General features: G+C 57.0%; 22 protein-coding genes. 14 read left to right on the forward strand and 8 right to left on the reverse strand.

Annotated elements, in window-relative coordinates; all coding sequences use genetic code 11:
- Window positions 1-100: 100 nt before the first annotated feature.
- The 5 genes from jag to rpmH all read right to left on the reverse strand — a co-directional run bounded on the left by jag (window position 101) and on the right by rpmH (window position 3506).
- Entirely contained in the window at window positions 101-1264 is a 1164-nt protein-coding gene (gene jag / locus DW937_RS08895) for an RNA-binding cell elongation regulator Jag/EloR (protein WP_120120700.1), read from the reverse strand.
- 17 nt (window positions 1265-1281) lie between these two features.
- The gene (locus DW937_RS08900) at window positions 1282-2343 is read right to left on the reverse strand and encodes a YidC/Oxa1 family membrane protein insertase (RefSeq protein WP_243089102.1); all 1062 of its coding nucleotides are present in this window, start codon (window positions 2341-2343) and stop codon (window positions 1282-1284) included.
- Window positions 2344-2437: 94 nt separating this feature from the next.
- Window positions 2438-2752, reverse strand: coding sequence for a membrane protein insertion efficiency factor YidD (yidD, locus tag DW937_RS08905; protein ID WP_120120701.1), 315 nt, complete (start codon window positions 2750-2752; stop codon window positions 2438-2440).
- Window positions 2749-3159, reverse strand: coding sequence for a ribonuclease P protein component (gene rnpA / locus DW937_RS08910; protein WP_044953169.1), 411 nt, complete (start codon window positions 3157-3159; stop codon window positions 2749-2751). The genes yidD and rnpA overlap by 4 nt, the downstream gene beginning before the upstream one ends.
- Window positions 3160-3371: 212 nt before the next feature.
- Window positions 3372-3506, reverse strand: a complete 135-nt coding sequence (gene rpmH / locus DW937_RS08915) for a 50S ribosomal protein L34 (RefSeq protein WP_005924258.1) — start codon at window positions 3504-3506, stop codon at window positions 3372-3374.
- A gap of 356 nt (window positions 3507-3862) precedes the next feature.
- Here rpmH and dnaA point away from each other — a divergent pair, with 356 nt between their 5' ends.
- The 11 genes from dnaA to DW937_RS08970 all read left to right on the forward strand — a co-directional run bounded on the left by dnaA (window position 3863) and on the right by DW937_RS08970 (window position 17062).
- Complete coding sequence (gene dnaA / locus DW937_RS08920) at window positions 3863-5185, forward strand: chromosomal replication initiator protein DnaA (RefSeq protein WP_005937115.1); 1323 nt, start codon at window positions 3863-3865, stop codon at window positions 5183-5185.
- 396 nt (window positions 5186-5581) lie between these two features.
- Window positions 5582-6688: a DNA polymerase III subunit beta gene (gene dnaN / locus DW937_RS08925; RefSeq protein WP_120120702.1), complete on the forward strand. Its 1107-nt coding sequence runs from the start codon at window positions 5582-5584 to the stop codon at window positions 6686-6688.
- A 12-nt stretch (window positions 6689-6700) separates the two neighbouring features.
- A complete protein-coding gene (locus DW937_RS08930; protein ID WP_005937022.1) occupies window positions 6701-6916 on the forward strand; it encodes an RNA-binding S4 domain-containing protein in 216 nt (71 codons plus the stop codon).
- The gene (locus DW937_RS08935; protein WP_005937019.1) at window positions 6916-8037 is read left to right on the forward strand and encodes a DNA replication/repair protein RecF; all 1122 of its coding nucleotides are present in this window, start codon (window positions 6916-6918) and stop codon (window positions 8035-8037) included. The genes DW937_RS08930 and DW937_RS08935 overlap by 1 nt, the downstream gene beginning before the upstream one ends.
- 82 nt (window positions 8038-8119) lie before the next feature.
- Complete coding sequence (locus DW937_RS08940; RefSeq protein WP_005937016.1) at window positions 8120-8377, forward strand: DUF370 domain-containing protein; 258 nt, start codon at window positions 8120-8122, stop codon at window positions 8375-8377.
- A gap of 83 nt (window positions 8378-8460) precedes the next feature.
- Window positions 8461-10455: a DNA topoisomerase (ATP-hydrolyzing) subunit B gene (gyrB, locus tag DW937_RS08945; RefSeq protein ID WP_097774101.1), complete on the forward strand. Its 1995-nt coding sequence runs from the start codon at window positions 8461-8463 to the stop codon at window positions 10453-10455.
- A gap of 12 nt (window positions 10456-10467) precedes the next feature.
- Window positions 10468-13050, forward strand: a complete 2583-nt coding sequence (gene gyrA / locus DW937_RS08950) for a DNA gyrase subunit A (protein ID WP_118529190.1) — start codon at window positions 10468-10470, stop codon at window positions 13048-13050.
- 143 nt (window positions 13051-13193) lie between these two features.
- Entirely contained in the window at window positions 13194-14162 is a 969-nt protein-coding gene (locus DW937_RS08955) for a glycosyltransferase (protein WP_097776788.1), read from the forward strand.
- Window positions 14163-14189: 27 nt separating this feature from the next.
- Window positions 14190-15188 (forward strand): glycosyltransferase family 2 protein, encoded by a 999-nt coding sequence (locus DW937_RS08960; RefSeq protein WP_165852918.1) that lies wholly within the window; start codon window positions 14190-14192, stop codon window positions 15186-15188.
- 18 nt (window positions 15189-15206) lie between these two features.
- The gene (locus tag DW937_RS08965; protein ID WP_165852919.1) at window positions 15207-16184 is read left to right on the forward strand and encodes a glycosyltransferase family 2 protein; all 978 of its coding nucleotides are present in this window, start codon (window positions 15207-15209) and stop codon (window positions 16182-16184) included.
- A 296-nt stretch (window positions 16185-16480) separates the two neighbouring features.
- Window positions 16481-17062: a manganese efflux pump gene (locus DW937_RS08970; RefSeq protein ID WP_120120705.1), complete on the forward strand. Its 582-nt coding sequence runs from the start codon at window positions 16481-16483 to the stop codon at window positions 17060-17062.
- Window positions 17063-17145: 83 nt separating this feature from the next.
- Here DW937_RS08970 and DW937_RS08975 read toward each other — a convergent pair whose 3' ends face one another.
- The 3 genes from DW937_RS08975 to DW937_RS08985 are packed head-to-tail and all read right to left on the reverse strand — an operon-like array spanning window position 17146 to window position 19087.
- Window positions 17146-17823 carry a GntR family transcriptional regulator gene (locus DW937_RS08975; protein ID WP_120120706.1) on the reverse strand — a complete coding sequence of 226 codons (678 nt, stop codon included), beginning with the start codon at window positions 17821-17823 and terminating at the stop codon, window positions 17146-17148.
- Between the two features lie 23 nt (window positions 17824-17846).
- The gene (locus DW937_RS08980) at window positions 17847-18536 is read right to left on the reverse strand and encodes an RluA family pseudouridine synthase (protein WP_120120707.1); all 690 of its coding nucleotides are present in this window, start codon (window positions 18534-18536) and stop codon (window positions 17847-17849) included.
- Window positions 18533-19087, reverse strand: coding sequence for an NUDIX hydrolase (locus DW937_RS08985; protein WP_120120708.1), 555 nt, complete (start codon window positions 19085-19087; stop codon window positions 18533-18535). Before DW937_RS08985 ends, DW937_RS08980 begins: the two co-directional genes overlap by 4 nt.
- A 390-nt stretch (window positions 19088-19477) precedes the next feature.
- Here DW937_RS08985 and nifJ point away from each other — a divergent pair, with 390 nt between their 5' ends.
- From nifJ to mgtE, 3 genes are all read left to right on the forward strand, one after another.
- Window positions 19478-23023 (forward strand): pyruvate:ferredoxin (flavodoxin) oxidoreductase, encoded by a 3546-nt coding sequence (gene nifJ, locus DW937_RS08990; RefSeq protein WP_118529184.1) that lies wholly within the window; start codon window positions 19478-19480, stop codon window positions 23021-23023.
- Window positions 23024-23830: 807 nt separating this feature from the next.
- Window positions 23831-24205, forward strand: a complete 375-nt coding sequence (locus DW937_RS14725) for a hypothetical protein (protein ID WP_133300973.1) — start codon at window positions 23831-23833, stop codon at window positions 24203-24205.
- Between the two features lie 20 nt (window positions 24206-24225).
- Window positions 24226-25803: a magnesium transporter gene (mgtE, locus tag DW937_RS09000; RefSeq protein WP_120120710.1), complete on the forward strand. Its 1578-nt coding sequence runs from the start codon at window positions 24226-24228 to the stop codon at window positions 25801-25803.
- Window positions 25804-26324 lie beyond the last annotated feature (521 nt).

A 26324-nucleotide genomic window follows, 5' to 3' on the forward strand; every position in this document is an offset into this window, starting at 1 on the left:
CCTTGGCGTTAGATTTTGGTAAAATCCTTTTTGCGTGAAAAAAGGTCTCCGGAAAATCCGCAGATTTTCCGGAGACCCTGATTTCAAAAGTAATTCCGCATTACAGCTCGATCTTGCCAAAGCTGAAATCGGCAAAATCGTCCACGCGCTCGGTGCGCTTGGGTGCTACCGGCGCTGCATTCTCTGCATCACGGGGTGCATAGGTGCGCTCCGGCACACCGGAAGGCCGCGGGCCGCGGGGTGCACCATTGCGGCTGCCACGGTAGCCGCCGCGGCTTCCATTGTGGTCGCCATGCTCAGAACGGTTCCCGCCGCGATAGCCGCCATTGCGGCTGCCGCCGGGACGACGGCCATTGCCGCGTCCGCCGCGGGGACGGCGCTCACCATAGGTGTTCTCGGTCTGTGCATCGGGTGCGGTGGAGTAGATGACCACACGGCGGTCACGGCCTTCGCCCTTGCTCTCGCTGCGCACGCCCTCCATCTTGCTGATGGCAGAGTGGATGATGCGGCGCTCGTAGGGGTTCATGGGCTCCATGGCAAAGCTGCGGCCGGTCTTGCGCACCTTGGCACCAATGCGCTGTGCCAGTGCGGTCAGGTCGCTCTCGCGCTTATCGCGGTAGCCGGCCACATCCAGACCCAGCTTGATGTAATCGCCCTCCAGACGGTTTGCCACAAGGCTTGCCAGATAGGAAAGGCTCTCCATGGTCTCGCCGCGGCGGCCGATGAGGGCACCCAGCTTTTCACCGTCCAGACGGATGATAGTAGCTTCGCCCTTCTGCACAGCGCTGAAGGTGACATTCTCCACGCCCATCAGGGCAATGACCTCACGCAGGTAGTCCACAGCAGCCTTGACCTTAGCGTTCTCTTCGATCACGATGGGGACTTCCGGCTCCTCTTCCTCGGCAGCGGGCTGCTCTGCAGCAGCTTCTGCAGCGGGGGCAGCAGGCTCTTCGGCCTTTGCTTCCGGCTGTGCTGCCGCAGCGGCAGGCTCCTCTGCCACGGGAGCGGCCTTGACAGCCTCCTGCACGGGAGTCTTTTTCTCAACAACAGGCTCAGCGGGTGCTGCAGCCGGAGCGTCCGGCTCCTCCACGCTCACGCACACCTTGGCGGGGGTGAGCTTCAGGCCCAGAAAACCAGTCTTCTGGGGCATTTCCAGCACTTCGCAGCTGACATTCAGATCATCGGCCTGCACGCCCAGCAGAGCGCAGGCTTTTGCGCGGGCTTCATCGACCGTTTTGCCGGTCGCTTCCTGCTTACGGATCATAACCGTTCATCCTCCTCTTATTCTTTATCCTGCTTGTTCAGCTCGCTCAGCGGCACGGTGCGCTCGTCCTTGTAGCGTTCCTCGTCCAGCCGGCGGGCATACTCCAGACGGTGCTTGTTCATCTCGCTGGCAGAAAGGTTCTTTTCCGTGGTCTTGCCGGTCTTGGGATCGGTGACCTTGACGGTAGTGTTCTTCACACCGCGTTTTTCCTGCTTTTTCTTTTCTGCGATCTGCGCTTCGATCTCCTTGCGCATCTTCTCGGGGTCGTACACCTTGCGCATGACCTGAGTCTGCACGGTCATCACGATGTTGGAAACGACGTAGTACAGAGAGAATGCCAGAGGATAGGTGAAGCAGAAGAACAGGTACATCAGCGGCATCATATACATGGTCAGCTTCATGCTGCCCTGCATCTGCTGGCCGCTGGCCTTCATGCTGATGTGGGTGGACAGGAGCATGGTGATGACCGACAGCAGCGGCAGCACGATGTCCAGAGAAAGGCCCAGCTTGGGGATGCGGGTCAGGTCGATGCCGAGGAAGTTCATGTGCTGGCTGAACTCGGTAATGGTAGCGATCTGCTCGGCGCTGAAGCAGCCCAGCACACCGCCGTTGCCAGCAACCACCTGTGCGATGATGTTGGTATCGCGGGTGATGGCGGTAAAGGCGACGCCGGAGGCGGTCAGGGCCTCACCGGCGGCGGTCAGAGCCGCAGCGCTGATGTGGAAGATGCGCTCCAGCGGATTGTACACGACACCGATAACGCCGAACATGACAAGGAAGTTCAACAGCATGGGCACGCAGCCTGCGGTGGGGTTATAGCCGTAGTCCTGCTGCAGCTTGAGCATTTCTTCCTGCTGCTTTTCGGGTTTGTCCTTGTACTTGGTCTGGATCTCCATCATCATGGGCTGGAAGGCCGACATTTTAGCCATGCTCTTCTGCTGGCTCAGCTGCAGAGGGATCTTGACGATGTTGATGAGCAGCGTGAAGATGATGATGTCCCAGCCGTAGCTCGGGAGCAGCTTGTAGATCCACTCCATGACATAGCCGAGAGGACCGCTCAGGATGTAAAAGAAGTTCATACCTTTGTCCATTCTGCCCCGTCTGTGGCACGGGACTTGTTATTTTTATCGTAGGACACGCTGCCCACAGTGCACCGCGTCACAAGAAGCATATTTACTTTTCCACCTTTTGCTTGTGCCGTGTGGAAAACAGCTTTGCGGGCTGCAGCCGGCGGGCAGGGTTCTGCCATCTTCCCTGTTCCGGCACCGGGTCAAAGCCCCATTTGCCGAGGGGATTGCACCGGGCGATGCGCCATGCCCCCAGCAGGATGCCCTTTACGCACCCATGGGTCATGATGGCCTGCATGGTGTAGTTGCTGCAGCTGGGCGTAAAACGGCAGCTGCGGCCGATCCATGGGCTGAGAGTGTACTGGTAGGCCCGGATGGGCACGCACAGCGCGCGGCGGCAGATGTACTGCAGGCGGTTCATGCGTCCGGCTTTTCCGCCTGTGCCCTGCGTGCCGGGGGCACGGTGGCAGGGGGCGGCGCATCCGGCCGTTTGGCCTTATCCGGCAGACCGGCCTGTGCAAACAGCTTTGCCACAACGCTGCTCAGCTGCCAGCTCTTCAGCCGCGGGGTCATACCGCGGGCTACAAAGATCAGATCATAGCCGCCGATGTTGTAGTCCAGATGCTCGTCGATGGCCGCCTTCATCACGCGGCGGGCGCGGTTGCGCTGCACGGCGTGGCCGATCTTTTTGGTGGCGGTCAGACCCACGCGGGTCTTTTTGCTGCGGGTCTTGAGCACATACATCACAAGACCGGGGTTTACATAGGATTTGCCGCGGGCATACACTCTTCCAAACTCGCTGTTGCGGCGGATGGGACGATAGCGCATGGTTCCGCGCCTCCTTTCTGTGGCTGAGAACACGCCCCGAAGAGTGCATTCTTCAGCCAGTATATCAAAAATTTTTCGACTTTGAAAGCCCATACGGGCATTTTTACGAAAATTCTTTCAATTTTCAAAAAAAATAAGACCGCTAATCCAATATCAGCGGTCTTTTGTGCGCATATTCATTTCTGCGCCGGATCCCGTCATAAAAGGCCGGATCAGACAGTCAGGCTCTTGCGGCCCTTTGCACGGCGAGCATTGATGACCTTACGGCCGTTCTTGGTGCTCATGCGGGTCAGAAAGCCATGAACTTCCTTGCGCTGACGCTTCTTGGGCTGAAAAGTTCTCTTCATGGTTGTATCCTCCGTAAAAACTTATCCCCGGTATGGGGTCTGATGTGGTCCCAGATTGGGGACAGGCTTGCAATTCAACAGTATATCGCATAGTATGGCGTTCTGTCAAGCATTTTTTTCGCTTTCCTTCAAACTTTTTTGTGAAAAGATTTTCAACTTTTTCACAATTCTGCCGTGGAAAACTCTTTTGCCACAAGATATTGTGGCCCTGTTTTGACCATGCCACAACGGCCGTGCAGGGGCTTTTCTTATGTATTATAAATTACATTATAGAAATATGGACGCACAGCGTTTTTTGTGGTATACTAACCTAGTATCAGCAGCATTGTTGAAAACTTTAACGGAGTGGATGTTTTATGGATTCTTTTAAGGACGTTTTAGAGGCCGCCCAGGCGTACTGCAAAACGCAGATGGCCGAGCCGACCTATAATCTCTATATCGACGGACTGGAGCCGATCAGCTTTGAGGATTCCAGCCACATCACCCTTTCGGTGCGCAACGACTTCATCTGCAAGATCGTGACGGACCGCTACCTTGGCCTGCTCAAGGAAGCCTTCAAGACCGTGCTGGGCTTCGACGTGGACATCACGCTGGTGGTGCCCAGCACGCCGCCCCACGAGGTGGTGCTGGCCCAGCAGTACGAGGCGAACCCCGCCTCCCCGCAGGGCAACTACGAGTTCACATTTGAAAACTTCATCAAAGGCCCCTCCAACCAGTTTGCGTTTGCTGCTGCACAGGCGGTTGCGGCCAATCCTTCCGGCGCATACAACCCGCTGTTCATCTACGGCGGCTCCGGCCTTGGCAAGACCCATCTGCTTACGGCCATCCAGACCGAGATCAAGCGCACCCACCCCGATTTCGTCATCATGTACGTTACCTGCGAGCAGTTCACCAATGAGCTGATCGCCGCCATCCGCGCCGGCAGCACCGAGGACTTCCGCATGAAGTACCGCGTGGCAGACCTGCTGCTGGTGGACGATATCCAGTTCATCGCCGGCAAGGAGTCCACGCAGGAGGAGTTCTTCCACACCTTCAACTCCCTGCACGATGCCCACAAGCAGATCGTCATTGCCTCCGACCGCCCGGCCAAGGAGATCAAAAGTCTGGAAGAGCGTCTGCGCACCCGCTTTGAGTGGGGCCTGACCGCCGATGTGCAGCCGCCGGATTTTGAGACCCGCGTGGCCATCGTCAAGCGCAAGGCAGAGCTTTTGCATCTGGACCTGCCCGAGGATGTGGCCGAGTTCATTGCCAACCACCTGAAGAACAACATCCGTCAGCTGGAAGGCGCTGTAAAAAAACTGAACGCCTACTACATGCTGGAGGGCATCCAGCCGGTCATCAGTGTGGCCCAGAATGCCATCAAGGACATCCTCAACGAGACCCAGCCGGTGCCCGTGACCATCGAGAAGATCATTGGCGAGGTGTCCCGCACCTTCAACGTCTCCCCTGCCGACATCCGCGGCACCAAGCGCAACGCCAACGTTGCCTCTGCCCGCCGTGTGGCCATCTACATCCTGCGCGAGGTCACCGGCATGAGCATGGAAGAGATCGGCCGTGAATTCTCTGGCCGTGACCACTCCACCATCGTCTACTCCCTCAAGACCATGGAGCGTGACATGAAGAACGACCAGCACCTGCGCGAGACCGTGAGCGACATCATCAAGAACGTGAAGGCCTGACCGCAGAAATCGTGTAAAAGTCGTACTCATTTATGGGTGAAACCCCAAAATATGGGGAGAAAACGGAACAAAACGGGAAAAAAGAACCTATATCTTGTGGTAAAAACGCAAACCTTTCCACACTTTCCACAGAGTTTTCAACATTCAACCTCCGTTCTCCACATGGTCTGTGGAAAGAAAGACCGATCCCAACCTTTCCACGATCCATTCACAACACATTCACAACCCCGTGGAAACCAAAACCCCCGCATTCCGACAAGGCTTTTCGGGGTTTTCCACAAGTTCCCCACCCCCTACTACGGTTACTACAACAAGTTCAATAAGATAGACCGGTTCTGAAACTGTTTTCAAACACAAAACAACATCAGAAACGAAAAACAAAGGAGAGAATTCAGTTTGAACATCGTATGTGATAAAGTTCTGCTGAGCGCAGCCATCGATGGTGTGTCCAAAGCCGTCACCATGCGTTCTGCCATCCCTGTGCTGGAAGGTATCCTGCTGAAAGCCGAAGGCTTCCAGCTCAACCTCACCGGCTACGATCTGGAAATGGGCATCGTGACCACCATCGAAGCCAATGTCAAGGAAGCCGGCGAGGTGGTGCTGAATGCAAAGCTGCTCAGCAGCATGATCAGCCGGATGCCCGCCGGTCAGGTCAGCATCCTCTCTACCGAGAACGGCAAAACCACCATCCAGAGCGGCGTAGTCCAGTTCGAGATCCAGTCCATGCCGGCCAACGATTTCCCCGAGCTGCCCAATACCGGAGCCGAAGAGACCCTGACCATCAAGACCGGCGTACTGAAAGATATGATCGATCGTACGTTATATGCTGTCAGTCAGGACGAGAAAAAGCCCGCCCACACCGGTGAGCTGTTCGAGATCCTGCCCGATAAGCTGACTGTGGTGGCACTGGACGGCTACCGTCTGGCCATCGTGGAACGCCCGGTGACGGCGGTAAAGGATATCCGCATCATCGTGCCTAGCAAGACCATGACCGAGGTCGCCCACCTGCTGCCCAACGACGACGAAGAGCCGGTGCACATCAGCGCCAACCGCCGCTATGTGGTCTTTATGGCTGGCGGCTACACCATCATGAGCCGTCTGATCGAGGGCGAGTTCCTCAACTACCGCAATGTGATCCCCGCCGACAGCCGCACCCGCGTGACCATTGACACCAAGGAATTCATCGAGACCATCGAGCGTGCTTCGCTGATTATTACAGAGCGTTTAAAAAATCCCCTCCGCATCTCCTTTACAGAGGGTAGAGTCGTGGTGCGCTGCCAGACCAACCTTGGCCGAGTGGTGGACGAGTTCAACGCCGACTGCGAGGGCGACGAAGTGGAGATCGGCTTCAACAACCGCTATCTGCTGGATGCGCTGCGCAACGCCCGCACCGAGAAGGTCCGCATGGAAATCAGCGGCCCTCTGAGCCCGGTCAAGGTGCTGCCTGCCGAGGGCAACGACTTTTTGTATCTGGTGCTGCCGGTGCGCTTCAAGAACGATTAAGAGGGCGAAATTATGCAGAAAATTCTCATCCATACGGAATTTATCAAGCTGGATGCCCTGCTGAAATATGCAGGCCTGTGCGAGACCGGCGGCGAAGCCAAGGAGCTGGTGCAGGGCGGTGCTGTGAAGGTGAACGGCGAGGTGTGCACCATGCGCGGCAAGAAGTGCCGTGCCGGTGATGTGATCGAGCTGGACGGCCAGACCGTAGAAGTGGGTCAGGGCCAGTAATGCGTCTGCTTTCACTGGAAGTTGCGAATTACCGCAATATTGCGGCAGCGCAGCTGGAACCGGGCCGGGAGCTGACCGTGATCTGCGGCAACAACGGTCAGGGCAAGACGAACCTGCTGGAGGCCATCTGGCTGCTGACCGGCGGCAAAAGCTTCCGGGGCGGCAAGGATGCCGAGCTTGTGCGCCGCGGAGAAACATTCGCGGTACTGGAGGCCGTCACCCAGCGCACCCGGCAGGAGGATCAGGAACCGGACGAACCGGCAAATGTGCGCATTACGGTGGGCACGCCGGATGCACAGCGCCCCGGCCGGTATGCATCGGTCAACGGCTCTCCGCCCAAGCGGGCGGCGGGCCTTGCGGGCAGCTTTCCGGCTGTGGTGTTCGACCCCGGGCACCTGAGCCTTGTAAAAGGTGCACCGGAAGGACGGCGGCGGTTTCTGGACGCGGCGCTGTGCCAGCTGTACCCCGGCTACCTTGCCACCTACCGCCGCTATGTGCGGGCATTGCAGCAGAAAAACGCGCTTCTGCGTCATTCCGCAGGCGGCACGGAGCGCCCGTGGGCAGAAAAATGCGCCCTGCTGGAAGTGCTGAACGTGGAGCTTGCAGCGCAGGGCGAGGCCATCCAGAAGCGGCGGCGGGAGTATCTGGCCCTGCTCACACCGCTGGCCTGCGCCAACTATGCCGAGCTTTCCCACGGGGCAGAGCGCATGGCGGTGCGGTATGCTGCCCAGTTTGAGCCGGGTGGGCTGTCCGCACTTTTGAAGCAGCGCCAGAACGAAGAGCTGCGCGCCGGGCAGAGCCTGTGCGGCATCCACCGCGAGGACGTTGAGCTGCTGCTGGACGACCAGCCCGCAAAGGTGTTTGCAAGTCAGGGACAGCAGCGCAGCGTGGTGCTGAGCCTGAAAATGGCCGAAGCGGCTGCCGCTGCCCGGATCACCGGAGAGCACCCGGTGCTCCTGCTGGACGATGTGCTCAGCGAGCTGGACGAGGGCCGCAAGCAGTATCTGCTCACCCGCATGAAGGAAAAGCAGACCTTTGTGACCAGCTGCGATGACACCGCGTTCCTGAAAACGGACGGCGAGGTATACCGCATGAACGGCGGCGTGCTGAGCAAAGCATGAAGAAATGATGCAAAAGTACATGCAGCTGCCGGTGAATAAACGGCGTTTTATGCATGAACTGCCAGAATGAGGAAAATACTGTATGTATATTCATCTGGGCCGTGACTACGTGCTGAATGACCGGGACATCATCGGCATCTTCAATCTGGAAACCACCACCATCACCCCCCGGGGCCGGGAGTTTCTGAACTACGCCCAGAAGAACGGCGCGGTGGTGAGCCTTTCGGACGAGCTGCCCCAGAGCTATGTTCTGGCAGACGGGGCCGTGGTGGACACGGTGTATCTTTCGGAGCTGTCGCCTGCTGCCATGCGGCGCAGAGCCGAAAAAATGATCGAGTAAACCAGCCAACAGGCGGAGAATATGCTCTGCTTTTACGATAGATCGAACAAAAATGCAAACATTGAACAAAAGGGAGAAAGGAAATGGCAGAAGAAATCATTACCAGCACAAATGCCGAAACCGCTACCGACCATGAGTATAATGCCAGCGAGATCCAGGTCCTGAAGGGTCTGGAGGCGGTGCGCAAGCGCCCGGGCATGTATATCGGTTCCACCGGCGAGCGCGGCCTGCATCATCTGGTCTACGAGATCGTGGACAACGCCATCGATGAAGCACTGGCCGGCTACTGCGACCACATCGAGGTCAAGATCCTGAAAGACAACATCATTCAGGTCACGGATAACGGCCGCGGCATCCCTGTGGACATTCAGGCCGATACCGGCCTGCCCGCCGTCACCGTCGTTTACACCATCCTGCACGCCGGCGGCAAGTTCGGCGGCGAGAACTCCGGCTACAAGGTGGCCGGCGGCCTGCACGGCGTGGGCGCTTCGGTGGTCAACGCCTGTTCCGAGTGGCTCACCGTCAACGTGCGCCGCGACGGCCACGAGTACGAGCAGACCTTCCGCCGCGGCGACCCGGACGGCCCGCTCAAGTGCATCGGCACCGTAGCCGACGGCGTCACCGGCACCCGGGTCACCTTCAAGCCGGACCCGGAGATGTTCCGGGATACCACCGTGTACGACTTCGACACGCTGGAAAAGCGCCTGCGGGAGGAAAGCTTCCTGAACGCCGGTGTCAAGATCACTCTGACCGACGAGCGCGAGATGTACACTCCCGTACTGGAGGACGGCAAGGAGGGTGAACCCTGCTACCGCACCGAGGTCATGTGCTACGAGGGCGGCATCAAGAGCTTTGTCACCTATCTGGGCGAGAAGCGCAAACTGGACGTGCTGCACCCCAATGTGATCTACCTCAAGGGCCAGACCGACCGCGGCATGGCAGAGATCGCACTGCAGTACAATTCCAGCTACAACGAGCTGCTGCTGAGCTTTGCCAACAACGTCAACACCCCGGACGGCGGCACCCACGAGGAGGGCTTCAAGAACAGCCTGACCCGCGTGTTCAACGATTACGGCCGCAGCCACGGCCTGCTGAAGGATAAGGACGAGAACCTGTCCGGTGCGGACGTGCGCGAGGGCCTGATCTGCGTGATCTCGGTCAAGCTGCAGGAGGCGGAGTTTGAGGGCCAGACCAAGGCAAAGCTGGGCAACACGGAGATCCGCACCCTTGTTTCCAACATGGTCTACTCTAAGCTGATGGAATTCTTTGAGGAGAACCCCGGCGTGGCAAAGGCCATCTTTGAAAAGGCTACCCAAGCCGCCCGCGCCCGCGCCGCTGCCAAAAAGGCCCGCGAACTGGTGCGCCGCAAGAGCGCATTGGAGACCAGCCGGATGCCCGGCAAGCTGGCAGACTGCCGCGAAAAAGACCCCAGCCGCACCGAAATCTTCATCGTCGAGGGCGATTCTGCAGGCGGTTCCGCCAAGATGGGCCGTGATTCTGCCATTCAGGCCATCCTGCCGCTGTGGGGCAAGATGCTGAATGTGGAAAAGGCCCGCGCCGACAAAATTTACGGCAATGATAAGCTGATGCCCGTTGTGCTGGCGCTGGGCTGCGGCATTGGTGACGAGTTCGATATCTCCAAGCTGCGCTACGATAAAGTGTTCATCATGGCCGATGCCGATGTGGATGGCTCCCACATCTGCACCCTGATGCTCACCTTCTTCTTCCGCTATATGCGCCCGCTCATTGAGCAGGGCCATGTGTATGTGGCCCAGCCGCCTCTGTTCAAGGTGCAGAAGGGCAACACCATCAAGTACGCCTACAACGATGCCGAAATGGCCGTGCTTTCGCAGGAGATGCCGGGTGCCAAGGTGAACCGCTATAAGGGCCTTGGTGAGATGAACCCCGAACAGCTGTGGGAGACCACCATGAACCCCGATAACCGCGTGATCGTGCAGATCACCATTGACGATGCCGAAAAGGCCGACGAAGCCTTTACCATCCTGATGGGCGATCAGGTGGAGCCGCGCCGCCGCTTTATCGAGACCAACGCCCAGTACGCAAAGCTGGACGTGTAATTGGAGGAAACAATGGAAGAAGATTATGTGATGATACCGGGCAGCGGAACCAAAAAGATCATCCGCGATGTGAAAAAGGAGATCGAGACCGCATTCCTGGACTACTCCATGTCGGTCATCGTGTCCCGCGCCCTGCCCGATGTGCGCGACGGTTTGAAGCCTGTTCACCGCCGCATTCTGTACACCATGCACGAGCGCGGCAATGATCCCAGCCATCCCTACCGCAAATCCGCCGACACCGTTGGTGCGGTGCTGGGTTCCTACCATCCCCACGGCGACGCATCGGTCTACGATGCCATGGTCCGTCTGGCACAGGACTTCTCTCTGCGCTATCCGCTGGTGGATGGTCAGGGTAACTTTGGTTCTGTGGATGGCGACCCCCCGGCTGCCTACCGTTACACCGAGGCCCGCATGAGCCGCATGGCGGTGGAGATGCTGACCGATATCGAGAAGGACACCATCGACTGGGACCCCAACTTTGACGAGACCAAGAAGGAACCCAGCGTGCTGCCCTGCCGCTTCCCCAATCTGCTGGTCAACGGCAGTCAGGGCATTGCGGTCGGCATGGCCACCAACATCCCACCCCACAATCTGAGCGAGGTCATTGACGGCTGCATCGCCTATATCGACGATCCGGACATCGACCTGCCCGGCCTGATGGAATACATCAAGGGCCCGGACTTCCCCACTGCCGGCATCATCATGGGCCGCAGCGGCATCCGCGCCGCCTACGCCACCGGCCGGGGCAAGATCACCCTGCGGGGCCGCGCCACCATCGAGGAAACCAAGAACGGCCGCACCCAAATCATCATTACGGAAATTCCGTATATGGTCAACAAGGCCCGCCTCATTGAGAACATGGCCGACCTTGTCAAGGATAAGCGCATCGAGGGCATCACCGGCCTGAACGATGAGACCAACCGCAAGGGTATGCGCATCGTGGTGGACATCCGCAAGGATGCCAACGCACAGGTCATCCTGAACCAGCTGTACCAGTACACCCAGCTGCAGGATACCGTGGGCGTCATCATGCTGGCCATCGACCACAAGGTGCCGAAAGTTCTCACCCTGAAGCAGATGCTTCAGAAATACGTGGAATTTCAGGACGAGGTGGTGCGCCGCCGCACCCAGTACGACCTGAAAAAGGCCAAGGAGCGCGCCCACATTCTGGAAGGCCTGAAGAAGGCCACCGACATCGTGGACGAGCTGATCGCCACCATCCGCGCCTGCAAGGGCGGCATGGCAGAGGCCAAGGCTGCCATCATGGAGCAGTTCGGCTTTGACGACCCGCAGGCAGATGCCATCGTCAAGCTGCAGCTGGGCCGTCTGGCAGGCCTTGAGATCCTGAAGATCGAGGAAGAGCTTGCCAGCCTGCAGGCCAAGATCGAGAACTGGGAAGCCATTCTGGCCGACGATGCCCGTGTGCTTGCCATCGTCAAGGAAGAGCTGCTGGAAATGAAGAAGCGCTTCGGCGACGAGCGCCGCACCGAGATCCAGTCCGTGACCGGTGAGGTGGATATCGAGGACCTGATCGCCGAGGAGCAGTGCGTCTACACCCTGACCGAGGCCGGCTATATCAAGCGCCAGCTCAAGGCCACCTATCAGGCACAGCGCCGCGGCGGACGCGGCATCTCCGGCATGACCCGCAAGGAAGAGGATATCGTGCAGGAGATGTTCGTTGGCTCCACCCACGACTATGTGCTCTTTGTCACCGACCGGGGTCGTCTGTTCCGCATCAAGGGCTACACCATCGCCGAGGGCAGCCGCACCAGCAAGGGCAGCAACATCGTCAACCTGCTGCAGCTGGCCGAGGGCGAAAAGGTCACCAACATGATCTGCCAGTCGAAGGAAGCCGACACCGAGGGCGGCTTTGTGACCATGGTCACGAAGCAGGGCCTCATCAAGCGCACCCCGCTGGAACAGTATGCTAACATCCGTAAGTCCGGCCTGATCGGCATTGCCCTGAACGAGGGCGACGCTCTGGCATGGACCCGCCTGACCTCCGGCCACGATATGCTCATCGTTGCCACCCGCAACGGTCAGGCCATCCGCTTCAACGAAGCCGATGCACGTCCCATGGGCCGCAGCGGCCACGGCGTGCGCGCCATCCGTCTGGCCGAGGGCGATGAAGTTGTGGGCGTGTGCATCTGCCGCGAGGGCGGCACGGTGCTCACCGTCACCGAGAACGGCAAGGGCCGCCGGTCGGACATCGACACCTACCGCATCACCGCCCGCGGCGGCAAGGGCATCCGCAACTACGATGCCGCTAAGGATAAGGTGGCTGCGGTCAAGATCGTGGACGACGTGGATGATGTGCTGCTGAGCAGTCAGGAGGGCATCATCATCCGTCTGCACGCCAACGAGATCCCGCTGCAGAGCCGCTACGGCTCCGGCGTGCGGGTGATGCGCTTGGGTGAGAACGACAAGGTGATGGTGCTTGCCCGCACCGACCACGACGACGAGGCCCAGACCGAGCAGATCGACACCTCCGATGCCGATGCAGAACCCACCGCAGAGCAGCTTGCCGCAATGGAAGCTGCGGATGCTGCCGCCGCTGCAGAAGCCCCGGAAGCCGATGATAAGGGCGAAGAGTAAACCTTGAAAACACAATAAGATTTGAAAGAAGCCGCCGCGCAGAGATTTCTGTACGGCGGCTTCTTTTCAAATCCATCCAAACCATGTATAATAGAAATAGCGTGTGAGGAATAAAAATAAACACAGAAAGTGGTTTAAGGAACATGACAGAGCAAAAAAAATCCCCGGAGATCAGCATCATCGTGCCGGTGTATAAGGTGGAAAAATACCTGAACGAATGCATTGATTCCATTCTGGCACAGACCTTTACGGATTTTGAGCTGATCCTTGTGGACGATGGCTCACCGGACAACTGCCCTGCTCTGTGTGATGCAGCGGCGGAAAAAGACAGCCGCGTGCGGGTGATCCATAAGCAAAACGGCGGTGTAAGCACAGCCCGCAATGCGGGTTTGGCAGCTGCACAGGGAAATTGGATCGGCTTTGTGGACCCGGATGACTTTGTAGACAAGACTTACTACGAAAAAATGCTGCGGGCAGCAAAGCAGACAGGTGCTGAACTTGCAGTCTGCAACGAAGTTTTTATGGAAGAGGATGGAAGTCTTTGTGATTATCAGGAACAGCCTTTACGTACAGAAGTGCTTTCCCGTGAGGAAGCAATACACCGCATCCGCCTTACGCCGTTGATTCAGGCAGCAACAAGACTGCATCGGAGAGATGTGCTGGAAGGAATCGTTTTTCCTGTGGGCAAAAACTATGAAGATGCATTTACCACACCGGAAATCATTGAACATGCAACAGCTGTGGCTTGTATAAAGGAAAAACTGTACCATTACCGGCTGCATCCGGCAAGCATCATGCATGGAAAGGTCACCTTGAAAAATCTGGATGAGATCGATGCAAACTACGGCCTTCTTGCTTGTGCACTCAAGTATGGAAAAAAAGACACAGCATTCCTGCAGTATGTACTGATGAAACGCATGCTCCGAAACACAAAAAAAAATCTGCCACCCAAACAGAGAAACAGTGAACGGGTTCAGCAGGCGGAAGCGTGCTTGAAAAAAGCAGGCAGAGAGGTTCGTCAACAGGGGGCCTGTACCCTGCGCAACGCAGCAGAAACCGCACTCTGCATTGCAAACCCGCAGTTCTACTTCAACTTCAAGTACCGGAAATAAAACTGAATTCCGAATGGGAGAAATACTGTGAGTGAAAGAGCAGAAATCGGAAGACCGGAGATCAGCATCATCGTGCCAGTGTATCAGGTGGAAAAATATCTGAATGAGTGCATTGATTCCATTCTGGCTCAGACCTTTACGGACTTTGAACTGATCCTTGTGGACGATGGCTCACCGGACAACTGCCCTGCCCTGTGTGATGCAGCAGCCAAAAGGGACAGCCGCGTGCGGGTGATCCATAAGCAAAACGGCGGTGTAAGCACAGCCCGCAATGCGGGTCTGGATGCAGCACAGGGAAATTGGATCGCGTTTGTGGATTCGGATGATACGGTGGAACCGGAGTATCTGGAAAAAATGCATAAGGCAGCGCTGGAAATGGGTGCAGATTTTGCAATCTGCAGCAGTCAGTGCATTGATGAAACGGGCAAAACGCTTGCAGGCGGGGAACATCGCCTTTTGAACGAGTTTTTGCCGCAGGAGGAAGTTCTGCGCCGGATGGTGGTGTCGGATTTTCAGGTTCCGTGGAATAAGCTTTATCGCCGAAAACTGCTGGAAAATCTGCGCTATCCAGAAAACAAGGCGTTTGAAGATACCTGTCTCATGCCGGTCATTTACGCAAGAGCGGCTTCTGCCTGCGGTGTATGGGATTTTTTATACAATTACCGCATCGTTACCGGCAGTGCCATGCACCGCAAGACTACCTTGAAAACACTGGACTGGGTGGAAGCATGGTACCGCCTGTTTGATGTGCTGTACCAAAACGGCATCCGGGATGCTTTGTGTGCGGCCTATCGCCCGATTTTGACTGCCGTGTGGGACATCTGGCTGCACCTGACACCGGAAGAGCGCAAAAGCCCCCGGATGAAGGAAGCCTTTGCGTATGAGCGTACAGCCCGCCATCGGCTGATGCAAGCCCGCGGCGTAACACTAAAAAATTTGTGGGCGGCAGTGGTCTGCGCTGCATCGGCCTGCAGTTATCTGGATCTATGCCGCAAAAGGGCGGAAAGACGGCAAAAAACGACCTGAAGCAATGAGGAGTTTATTGTGCAGGAACAACATAAAAAACAGCCGGAGATCAGCATTATCGTGCCGGTATATAAGACAGAGCGTTTTCTGAATGCCTGCATCGCTTCCATCCTTGCCCAGACCTTCACGGATTTTGAGCTGATTCTGGTGGACGATGGCTCTCCGGACAGCTGCCCTGCTTTGTGCGATGCCGCAGCGGCAAAGGACAGCCGCATCCGGGTCATCCACCAGAAGAACTGTGGTCTGAGCGGGGCCCGCAATGCCGGGCTGGACGCGGCAGAGGGCGAATGGATCGCCTTTGTGGATTCAGACGACACCATCACGCCGGACTTCTGCGCAAAGCTTTACCATGCGGCGCAGGAGACCGGTGCACAGATGGCCGTGTGCAATTACCGGCAGGTGGACGAAGCCCTGACCCCCATCCGGGAGCAGTATCTGCATGTGCGGCGGGAGGTGCTGACCCCGGAGCAGGCGTTGGAGCACAGCACCCTTCTGCCCTACATGGTGGTGTGGAACAAGCTGTATTACAAAAGCATCTTTGAAGGACTGCGCTTTGCTGAGGGCAAGCTGAACGAGGACACCCTGCTGATCGCCTACGCCTACGAAAAAGCGGACAGAATCGCTAATATCCCGGATGTGCTGTACCTTTACCGCAAGGTGGCGGGCAGCATCGTCAACAGCAAAGTCACCCTGCGCAATCTCGACCGTGTGGAAGCAAACTATACCGTGTTCGAGTGCGTCCGCCGCCATGGCATCACGGGTTCGCTGTGTGAGCTGTACTGGGCACTGCTGCACTCCCTGATCGATGTGGGAATGCACCTGACCGCCGAAGAGCGCCGGAGTGTCCGGATGCAGCAGGCGCGGGAGTACGAGCGCTGCGCCCGCCGGGCCTTGCGTCAGGAACATGCTGTTACCCTGAGGGCACTGGGCAACACCCTGTGTTTTATTATTTCACAGGACTGGTATTTTGCCCGCCGATGGAAAAATACCGTGTAACCGCGCAGGTTTGTCTGGACTTCCCTGCAAAGATATGCTACAATGGCAAAACAATCACAAATACCCGTGGGGGAGTAGCAGGCGCTTTTGCAGGGCGCAGCAAGTCAACATGATGACCGTTGGTTCCGGTCTGGCTTGCTTTCATTTGCGAGACTCATGTGTTTTTGGCGCATAGAACAGCGCCCGTGCACATGGAGTTGGTTTTAAAAAAATCACCCGGTCCCGGACGTACATGTGCGCCCGGGACCGGGTTTTGTATTGCCCGATATTCTGGTCAGATTCAGGAGGCAGACAATATGGAATGGAGCTTTGTATTTTTCCTCAACAGTGCCCTGCTGGGCGTGGGCCTTGCAATGGATGCGTTCTCGGTGTCTATGGCAAACGGCCTGCACGACCCCCGCATGAGCAAGGGCACCATGGTAAAAATTGCGGGTACCTTTGGCATTTTTCAGGCCGTGATGCCCATGACGGGCTGGGTGTGCGTGCACACCATTGTGGAGCTGTTCTCTTCGTTTGAAAAGTTCATCCCGTGGATCGCGCTGGCACTGCTGGGCTACATCGGCGGCAAAATGCTGGTGGATGGCATCAAGGGCGAAGAGGCCGAAGAGGCCGCAGAGCTGAGTGCGGGTGCACTGTTCATGCAGGGCGTGGCTACCAGCATCGATGCTCTTTCCGTCGGCTTCACCATTTCGGAATACGGCTGGCTGATGGCACTTGTGGCATCGCTCATCATTGCGGTGGTCACCTTCTTTATCTGCATGGCGGGACTGCGCATCGGCAAAAAGTTTGGCACCAAGCTCTCCGGCAAGGCATCCATTCTGGGCGGCATCATCCTCATTGGCATTGGTCTGGAAATTTTTATTTCCGGGGTGTTCTGAAATTCAGACAGCATAAAACAAAAGGGCACGGCGCTGCAATGCGCTGTGCCCTTTCGTTTTATAAAATGTTCCACATAGAACAATTACTTTTCCGGCTCAAAATAATCGGCATATTCCTCGGTCAGCTTGGAGCCAAGCCGCCGGATGCCGCCGTAGAGGTGCCGTTCCACCAACGGTTCAAAGGCGGCAAGGTCGCACCGCTCGATGGCGTTCATCAGGTTGCGGTGGTCTGCGATCACCTCGGCAAGACCGCCGGTGGTCATGGTGTCCAGCATCCGGAAGCGGCTGTAGTCGGCGTGGGCGTTCTGCAGGGTGCTCCACAGGTACATTTTATCCATGGCCGCAAACCATGTCCCGTGCAGGGCACGGTCGGCCTCGTACAGCTTGTTGTAATCCGGGTTCTCCATGGTCGCAAGGGCCTCGTAGGCTTCCACCCGCCTGCGGATCAACGCCCGCTGCTCCGGGGTGCACCGGGGCGAAAAATCCCGCAATACGCGGGCTTCCACGGCGGTGCGCTCGTAGATCAGCTCGTCCACGATGCGGCGGTTCAGCCGGGTAACGGTGGTGCCCTTGTAAGGCACAATCTTTACCAGCCCGTTTTCCTGCAGCTTCTGCAGCACCACCCGGATCAGGGTGCGCGGTGCGCCAAAGCGGGCACAGAGCGGATTTTCGCTCAGCGAAGAGCCGGGGCGGATGGTCAGGTCAATGATCTCCCGCTCCAGCACAGCATAGATCTCAGCATCAGTTTTGTATTGTTCCATACCTCTCACCTAATGGAAATGCATTATCCTTCAAACGGTTTCCAGAACGCACCCTCCGGCAGCGGCAGCGTGAATGCCATGGGCTTTCCGGTCTCCGGGTGCAAAAACTGCAGGCCGCAGCTCTGCAGGGCAATGCTGCCTTTTACGCGGCTTCCGTATTTGCCGTCTCCGGCCAGCGGATGCTTCCGGGATGCAAACTGCACCCGGATCTGATGGGTGCGGCCGGTGTGCAGCGTGATCTCAGCAAGGCTCATCTCTCCTGCCGTTTTCACGATGCGGTATTCCAGCACGGCTTCCCGCACACCTCTGCGCGGGCGGCTCACAGGGAATACCCGGCCTTTGCGGCTGTCCTTGAACAGCCAGTCCCGCAGGGTGCCTTCGGCGGGCAGTGCTTCGTCCGGCCCGCCTGCAATGACGGCCCGATACCGCTTGATGAACTGCGGCACTTCCGGCTTCCCTTCGGCCCTGCCATCCTGCACAGCGTAGGCGTTCTGGCTCTGGGTGATCTGACGGCTGAGTGCGGCCGCAGCCCCGGGCGTTCTGGCAAACACCATCAGGCCGGACACACCCGTGTCCAGCCGGTGCACCACCCCCACAAAGGCATCCGGCTGGCCCCACAGCTGCCGCAGGGCTGCGGGTACGCCCTCTTCGCTGGAAAGTCCGGCGGGCTTGTCCAGCACCACAAGGGCGGCATCTTCGTACAGGATGTTCACAGCCTGCCCTCGGCGATCAGGGCCTTGAGCTTCAGGATACCGGCAATGGTCTTGCCGTCCCGGATCTCGCCGCTCATGACCATCTCATAAGCTTTATCCAGCGGCACACGGTCAGGGGTCAGGAATTCATCGGCATCCAGATGCATCTGGGTCTTGTGCAGGCCGGTGGCGACCCATGTGTAGATCACTTCGGTGTCATAGCCCACGGTGGGGAAAAACTGGCCCAGAGAGATATAATTGTCCGCGGTCAGGCCGCACTCCTCGTCCAGCTCCCGCTTGGCGGCTTCAAAGGGGTCCTCACCCTTTTCCAGCTTGCCGGCAGGCAGCTCCCACAGCTCCTGCTGCATGGCGTAGCGGAACTGGCGCACCATGCAGATGGTGCCGTCCTCAAAATAGGGCAGGATGCACGCACCGCCGTGGTGATGCACCACTTCGCGTTCGGCGGTCTTGCCATTTTCCAGCAGGGCAGTGTCTTTTGTCAGGGTGATCACCCGGCCCTCAAAGAGCACTTCGCTGGTGAGTGTTTTTTCGTAATGCACGGTCTTCTCCATTCTATTACCCTCTTTGCCCGGCACAGCGCCGGTTTTCTATGGCTTCAGTTTACGGCAAAATGAGGTTTGTTGTCAATAAAGATGTGATAAATACAAGGGAGAGGGTTCCCTCCCCTTTTTGCGAAAAAAATTACAGGATCTGGCAAAGCAGACAGGCCAAAACCGGAAAATCCGCGCCATTGCTCACTTTAACGAACTAAAGACGTACAAAAGCGCTAAAAAAAATTCTTTATTTTTGGTGCGTTTGTTGAGCGGTTTGCGTTTACTTTATGGGCGGAATTTGCTATTATAGTATACAAGCAATAGTGCCTTTATGGGGTTCTCCGGTCCCATGTGGGGCATATTGCCCCGCGCAAAAGGTACCAAATTCTGAATAATGGAGGAAGAAAAATGCCTAGAGCAAAGCAAACTATGGATGGCAATACCGCTGCCGCCCATGTAGCGTATGCCTACACGGACGTGGCTGCCATCTACCCCATTACCCCGTCTTCTCCGATGGCTGACTCTGTGGACCAGTGGTCCGCAGCTGGCCAGAAGAACATCTTCGGCAATCAGGTCAAGGTCGTCGAGATGGAATCTGAGGCCGGCGCTGCTGGCGCTGTGCACGGCTCTCTGGGTGCAGGTGCTGTTACCACCACCTTCACCGCTTCTCAGGGCCTGCTGCTGATGATCCCCAACATGTACAAGATCGCTGCTGAGCAGCTGCCCTGCGTGTTCGATGTTTCTGCACGTACCGTTGCTACCCAGTCCCTGAACATCTTTGGTGATCACAGCGACGTTATGGCATGCCGTCAGACCGGCTTTGCAATGCTGGTCGAGAGCAGCGTGCAGGAAGTCATGGATCTGTCCCCTGTCGCACATCTGTGCGCCATCGAGGGCAAGGTTCCCTTCCTGAACTTCTTCGATGGCTTCCGTACTTCTCATGAGTACCAGAAGATCGAGAAGTGGGATTACGCCGATCTGAAGGAAATGTGCAACATGGAGGCTGTGGAGGAGTTCCGTAAGAAGGCTCTGAACCCCGAGAACCCCAAGATGCGCGGCTCCCACGAGAACGGCGACGTGTTCTTCCAGCATCGTGAGGCATGCAACAGCGTTTACAACGCTCTGCCTGCTGTTGTTGAGAAGTACATGGCCAAGATCAACGCAAAGCTGGGCACCAACTACGATCTGTTCAACTACTACGGCGCACCCGATGCTGACCGTGTGATCGTGGCTATGGGCTCCATCTGCGACGTTGCTGATGAGGTCATCGACTACCTGAACGCCAAGGGCGAGAAGGTCGGTATCGTCAAGGTCCGCCTGTACCGTCCCTGGGTCTCCGCTTCCCTGCTGAAGGTCCTGCCCAAGACCGCCAAGAAGGTGGCTGTGCTGGACCGCACCAAGGAGCCTGGCTCTCTGGGCGAGCCCCTGTACCTGGATGTTGCCGCTACCCTGCGTGAGGCTGGCCTGAACGATGTCGTTCTGACCGGCGGCCGTTACGGTCTGGGCAGCAAGGATACCCCGCCGTCCTCCATCTTTGCTCTGTTCAAGGAGCTGGAGAAGGATCAGCCCAAGGAGCGCTTCACTCTGGGTATCACCGATGATGTCACCTTCCTGTCTCTGCCGGAAGTCAAGCCCGCTCCCATCACCGCAGCTGCTGGCACCAAGGAGTGCAAGTTCTGGGGTCTGGGCGGCGACGGTACTGTCGGTGCTAACAAGAACTCCGTCAAGATCATCGGCGACCATACCGACAAGTATGTTCAGGCATACTTCCAGTATGACTCCAAGAAGACCGGCGGCGTGACCATCAGCCATCTGCGTTTCGGCGACAAGCCCATCCGCAGCCCCTACTACATCAACCAGGCTGACTTCGTGGCCTGCCACAACCCCGCTTACATCCACATGGGCATGAAGATGGTCCAGGATGTCAAGCCCGGCGGCGTGTTCATGATCAACTGCCAGTGGTCCGATGAGGAGCTGGGCCAGCACCTGAACGCCGAGGCAAAGAAGTATATTGCTGACAACAACATCCAGCTGTATACCATCAATGCAATCGATAAGGCTATCGAGATCGGCATGGGCAAGCGCACCAACACCATCCTGCAGTCTGCATTCTTCAAGCTGGCTGACGTCATGCCCATCGAGGATGCCGTCAACTTCATGAAGCAGGCAGCTCAGAAGAGCTACGGCAAGAAGGGCCAGGACGTCGTTGAGATGAACTGGAAGGCTATCGATGCAGGCGTTGATGCCATCCACAAGGTGGACGTGCCCGCATCCTGGTCCAACCCCGAGGCTGATCCCGCACCCAAGGCTCTCACCGGCCGTCCGGAGCTGGTCAAGCAGATCCGCGAGGTCATGGAGCCCATTGCCCGTATGGACGGCGACAGCCTGCCTGTCTCTTCCTTCGTGGCAAATGCAAACGGCGAGTGGGAGCAGGGCGCTTCTGCATACGAGAAGCGCGGCACCGCTGTCAACGTCCCCGAGTGGGATGCTGCAAAGTGCGTTGGCTGTAACCAGTGTGCATTCGTCTGCTCTCATGCTACCATCCGTCCCTTCCAGCTGACCGCCGACGAGCTGGCAGCTGCTCCTGCACAGACCAAGAGCCGCGACAACAAGCCCGCAAACGAGTACAAGTTTGTCATGGCTGTGTCTCCTCTGGACTGCATGGGCTGCGGCGAGTGCGTCACCGTCTGCCCCACCAAGGCTATCACCATGGTGCCGCAGGACAGCCAGGCCGATCAGCAGGCAGTGTTCGACTACTGCGTGGCCAACATCTCCAAGAAGCCTTCCAAGTTTGCTGACGATACCGTCATCGGTTCTCAGTTCAACCAGCCGCTGCTGGAGTTCTCTGGCTCCTGCGCAGGCTGTGCCGAGACTTCTTACGCTCGCCTGATCACTCAGCTGTTCGGCGAGAAGATGTACATCTCCAACGCTACCGGCTGCTCCTCCATCTGGGGCGGCACCGCTTCCATCTCTCCGTACACCGTCAACAAGGACAGCGGCCATGGTCCTGCATGGTGCAACTCCCTGTTCGAGGATAACGCAGAGCATGGTCTGGGCCTGTACATCGGCCAGAAGACCATCCGCGAGAACCTGATCAAGGAGATCGCAGAGGTTGCTGGTTCCGACAAGGCTTCTGCTGAGCTGAAGGCTGCTTACGAGCAGTTCATCGCAACCAAGAACAACACCAAGGCCAACGACGAGCCCGCAAAGGCCCTGATCGCTGAGCTGGAGAAGGCTGCTGCTGCCGGCTGCGAGAAGTCTGCAGAGATCCTGAAGAGCAAGCAGTACATCGCCAAGAAGTCCGTCTGGATCTTCGGTGGTGACGGCTGGGCATACGACATCGGCTTCGGTGGTCTGGATCACGTTCTGGCTTCCGGCGAGGATGTCAACGTGATGGTCTTCGATACTGAGATGTACTCCAACACCGGTGGACAGGCATCCAAGGCTTCCAACATTGGTGAAGTCTGCCAGTTCGCTGCTGCTGGTAAGGAAATCAGCAAGAAGAGCCTGTCCGAGATCGCTATGACCTACGGTTACATCTATGTTGCTCAGATCGCACTGGGTGCTAACCCGGCTCAGGCTGTCAAGGCCATCGCTGAGGCTGAGGCTTACCCCGGCCCGTCTCTGATCATCGGCTACGCTCCCTGCGAGCTGCACGGTGTCAAGGGCGGCATGACCAACTGCCAGAACGAGATGAAGAAGGCAGTTGAGGCCGGTTACTGGAACCTGTTCACCTTCAACCCGGCAAACAAGGCTCAGGGCAAGAATCCGTTCACCCTGACCTCCAAGGCTGTGGATAACGAGAAGTATCAGGCACTGCTGGCTAACGAGACCCGTTACAGCCGCCTGACTCGTGCATTCCCCGACCGTGCTAAGGAGCTGTTCGCACGCAACCAGGAAGTTGCAAACGACCGCTACGAGCACCTGACCCGTCTGGTCGACCTGTACAAGTAAGCATTCTTCTGCGCTTTGGATGCAGATATTTGCGGCACCTTAGCCCCACAATGCAAGAGGGCGGCTGCCCCGTACCGGCGGTTACTGCGCAATGCAGCGGTACGAAGCGGAGAAACGCATCCATCCATGCAGGTGATGTGCTGAAGTACAGCATCTACCGAACGAGTTCTATCTGATTTCACTTCCCGGGCGGTGCTTTGTTCCGTGCGGAGCACCGCAGCGGGATATGAGATACCAAAGCGCCCGCGAGGGTCCTTGAAAGCACACCCCGCGTGTGTCAGGAGCATAAGGTCTGCTTGCAGATACCTTGCTCCGCCTGCTGCATAAGACCTGCTTTGCAGGGATCTTGCCGCAGTAAAAAACGAATATCGTTTTTAGCGCCCCGTTCACCGTAAGGTGACCGGGGCGTATTTTTTTGTGCAAAAAAACAGCAGGGACTGCTGCACGTTGTCCGATGCAGCAGCCTCTGCTGAATTATAAAATATTATTTTGCGTCAGTTCTCTCCAAAGAAGCCGTTTTCACTCATGGATGCCCTCCCTTACAGCTGCTTTTACAGTTCCATTTTAGCATGTGAAAAAACGAAGGTCAATCAAAAAATGTTATCACAAAATCTTCCAAAAGATACCATTCCCTTTTTACAGTTTCTTCATAGCTTCTTAACGAATTCAATTGTGAAAGCTGTTATACTTTTGCCATGGGAAGCGGGGCCGCAACCGCTTACCCAAGTAACATGATTCCTCCTCACACCAAGGCAATATCCAAGCAAAACACCCTTTTTCGTGTGCCGCAACACGGAAGAGGGTGTTTTGTTTTGCAAAATTCTGGTAAATCGGTGGTTTAGGGTTGACCCCGTTTTTTTGCGGCGCTATAATAAAAATGAATATGAAAATTTGGAGGTGAACGCAGGAAAATGGACCCGGATCATAGTCGAAGTAGAACCACCGGCGCGGTGGATCAGAAAACAAAAACAACTGCGTTTTCCCCAACCGTTCGCCTCCTTCGCTGAGTCCTGCGGAAAAGCACCGCTTCAACGGTGTCGCTTTCCGCAAAACGGCAGAGGAAGGCGCGGCTTTGTGTGCGCAGAATGCGGCGTTTGCGGCATTCCGGCAGGCAAGGCGGCGCGTTTTTTGTTTCCCGATCTGCTGCGTCCTCCGGATACAGGAGCTGCTCCTGTTCCGTAAAAACTGAGGAGGTACGCCCAATGGATATGGAAGAAAAGAAGCTGACGGCTGATGCTGCGGAACAGGCGCTGCCGGTGCAGGAGCTGCCTGCTGATATCCCCGCCGAGGTCCGCCAGAAGCTGGCTGAAGATCTGAATGAGGAAGCTACGGAAGACCTCAAGCAGGATATGCGCGAGGCCGAAAAAGAGGAAGCCAACGACGAAGAGGTCAAGGCCAACCCTGAGATGCTCACCAAGAGCCGCCTGCTCAAGCTGCTCATCAAGAAGCAGTACGTCAAGCTGCGCGAAGTCACCGAAGAAGAGCAGCCTGCCGACTTGGCCGAGCTGCTGGAAGAGCTGGACGAAAACAACCGCCTTGTGGTGTTCCGCTTGCTGAAAAAGGAAGTGGCCACCGAGGCATTTGCCTATATGTCCGACGAAGCCCGCGACGATCTGGTGAACGCCTTCTCAGATGTGGAGCTGGTGGGCGCCATTGAAGAGATGAGTCTGGACGATGCCGCCGACCTGCTGGAGGATATGCCTGCAGGCGTGGTGAAGCGGGTGCTGGAGAAATCCTCCAAGCAGACTCGTGAGAGCCTGAACAAGCTGCTGAACTACCCCGAAAGCTCTGCCGGCAGCCTGATGACCCCCGAATATGTCCGTCTGCGCGAGGATATGACCGTGGCGCAGGCTTTTGAAGCCATCCGCAAGCAGGGCGAAAACGCAGAGACCGTGTACACCTGCTACGTGGTGGAGCGCAACCGCCTGAAGGGTGTTGTTTCTGCCCGAAGCCTGCTGCTGGCAGAGCCGCATACTTCCATCACCGAGATCATGGATGATAACGTGGTCACTGTGAAAGTGACCGACGATCAGGAGTACGTGGCCCGTGAGATGCAGCGCTACGACTTTACCGCCATGCCTGTTCTGGACAACGAGGGCATGTTCGTGGGTATCATCACCATCGACGATGCAATCGACGTTCTGACCGACGAGAGCACCGAGGATATGCAGAAGATGGCCGCCATTCTGCCGGACGACGATGCCACCACCTACTTTGGCACCAGCGTCTGGACCCACGCAAAGCAGCGCATCCCATGGCTGCTGATCCTGATGCTTTCCGCCACCTTTACCGGCATGGTCACCACCCACTATGAGGAGGCCTTTGTCAGCCTGCCGCTGCTGGTTTCCTTCATGCCCATGCTGATGGATACCGCCGGCAACTGCGGCAACCAGATCAGCACCCTGATGGTGCGTGGTCTGGCTCTGGGCGAGGTGGAGCCCGCCGACTTTGTGCGGGTGCTGGGCAAGGAGCTGCGGGTGTCGGCCATCGTGGGCGCGGTGCTGGGCATCGTGAACGGCCTGCGTATCTACCTGATGTACACCTTCCTCTTCCCCGGCCAGTACGCCAACGTGATGGGCTATGCCATCGTGGTCAGCGTTTCGCTGTTCTTCAGCGTCATTCTGGCAAAGCTGGTGGGCGGTATGCTGCCGCTGGCAGCCAAGAAGCTGGGTGCAGACCCGGCCATCATGGCTACCCCCTTCATCACCACCATCGTGGATGCCTGCAGCCTGATCCTGTATTTCCAGATCGCACAGCTGGTGTTCCACAATATGATGTAAAGAATAGAGCAATGCCGGACAGTCTTGAAGTGACTGCCCGGCATTGCTTTTTCCGGTGTGGAAAACTGCATGTTTCCCCGCCTTTTCCACACAGAAAAACGGCAGCGGTCCGGTGTTGAAAACTTGTGACCGGTTCATTCCAGATTGGAGAAAAATAAATCGCCGCTCAGGAACGGTTTGTAGAATGCAAAGAAAATCCTTCGACTTTCTTTTTTATAAAAGGCAGAATGCCCGCATTTTTGCCCAAAACTTACCAGAAAGCTGCGGCCTGAATTACGGTGTGTATAGGGCTGATGCCCTTTTGTTGTGGAAAACCCGGTGGAAAAAGTGGAAAACCTCATGGAAAACTTGCCCTTTTCTTCACAAAAACGGTGGAAAACCCGGTGGAAAAAGTGAAAAGTTCATTCCAGACAGGAAAATCCATACACTTTCCGGTTGTGCTTTTGTGCCGCAAGATCCGCTTGACAGCTGTATTTTTGGGCGGAAGATGCAGCAGTTTTCCACACGGGGGCATTGCCTTG

Origin of the sequence: Faecalibacterium sp. AM43-5AT, assembly GCF_003603345.1 — a bacterium.
In the GTDB taxonomy this organism is placed as follows: domain Bacteria; phylum Bacillota; class Clostridia; order Oscillospirales; family Ruminococcaceae; genus Faecalibacterium; species Faecalibacterium taiwanense.

Bases quoted from the DNA above. Each gene is read 5' to 3' on its own strand.
- DW937_RS08975 (WP_120120706.1), bottom strand. From the start codon at position 17,823: ATGGAACAATACAAAACTGATGCTGAGATCTATGCTGTGCTGGAGCGG.
- DW937_RS08935 (WP_005937019.1), top strand. From the start codon at position 6,916: ATGCGTCTGCTTTCACTGGAAGTTGCGAATTACCGCAATATTGCGGCA.
- gyrB (WP_097774101.1), top strand. From the start codon at position 8,461: ATGGCAGAAGAAATCATTACCAGCACAAATGCCGAAACCGCTACCGAC.
- DW937_RS08955 (WP_097776788.1), top strand. From the start codon at position 13,194: ATGACAGAGCAAAAAAAATCCCCGGAGATCAGCATCATCGTGCCGGTG.
- jag (WP_120120700.1), bottom strand. From the start codon at position 1,264: ATGATCCGTAAGCAGGAAGCGACCGGCAAAACGGTCGATGAAGCCCGC.
- yidD (WP_120120701.1), bottom strand. From the start codon at position 2,752: ATGAACCGCCTGCAGTACATCTGCCGCCGCGCGCTGTGCGTGCCCATC.
- mgtE (WP_120120710.1), top strand. From the start codon at position 24,226: ATGGATATGGAAGAAAAGAAGCTGACGGCTGATGCTGCGGAACAGGCG.
- rpmH (WP_005924258.1), bottom strand. From the start codon at position 3,506: ATGAAGAGAACTTTTCAGCCCAAGAAGCGTCAGCGCAAGGAAGTTCAT.
- DW937_RS08900 (WP_243089102.1), bottom strand. From the start codon at position 2,343: ATGAACTTCTTTTACATCCTGAGCGGTCCTCTCGGCTATGTCATGGAG.
- DW937_RS08970 (WP_120120705.1), top strand. From the start codon at position 16,481: ATGGAATGGAGCTTTGTATTTTTCCTCAACAGTGCCCTGCTGGGCGTG.
- DW937_RS08930 (WP_005937022.1), top strand. From the start codon at position 6,701: ATGCAGAAAATTCTCATCCATACGGAATTTATCAAGCTGGATGCCCTG.
- DW937_RS08940 (WP_005937016.1), top strand. From the start codon at position 8,120: ATGTATATTCATCTGGGCCGTGACTACGTGCTGAATGACCGGGACATC.
- DW937_RS08985 (WP_120120708.1), bottom strand. From the start codon at position 19,087: ATGGAGAAGACCGTGCATTACGAAAAAACACTCACCAGCGAAGTGCTC.
- nifJ (WP_118529184.1), top strand. From the start codon at position 19,478: ATGCCTAGAGCAAAGCAAACTATGGATGGCAATACCGCTGCCGCCCAT.
- dnaA (WP_005937115.1), top strand. From the start codon at position 3,863: ATGGATTCTTTTAAGGACGTTTTAGAGGCCGCCCAGGCGTACTGCAAA.
- rnpA (WP_044953169.1), bottom strand. From the start codon at position 3,159: ATGCGCTATCGTCCCATCCGCCGCAACAGCGAGTTTGGAAGAGTGTAT.
- gyrA (WP_118529190.1), top strand. From the start codon at position 10,468: ATGGAAGAAGATTATGTGATGATACCGGGCAGCGGAACCAAAAAGATC.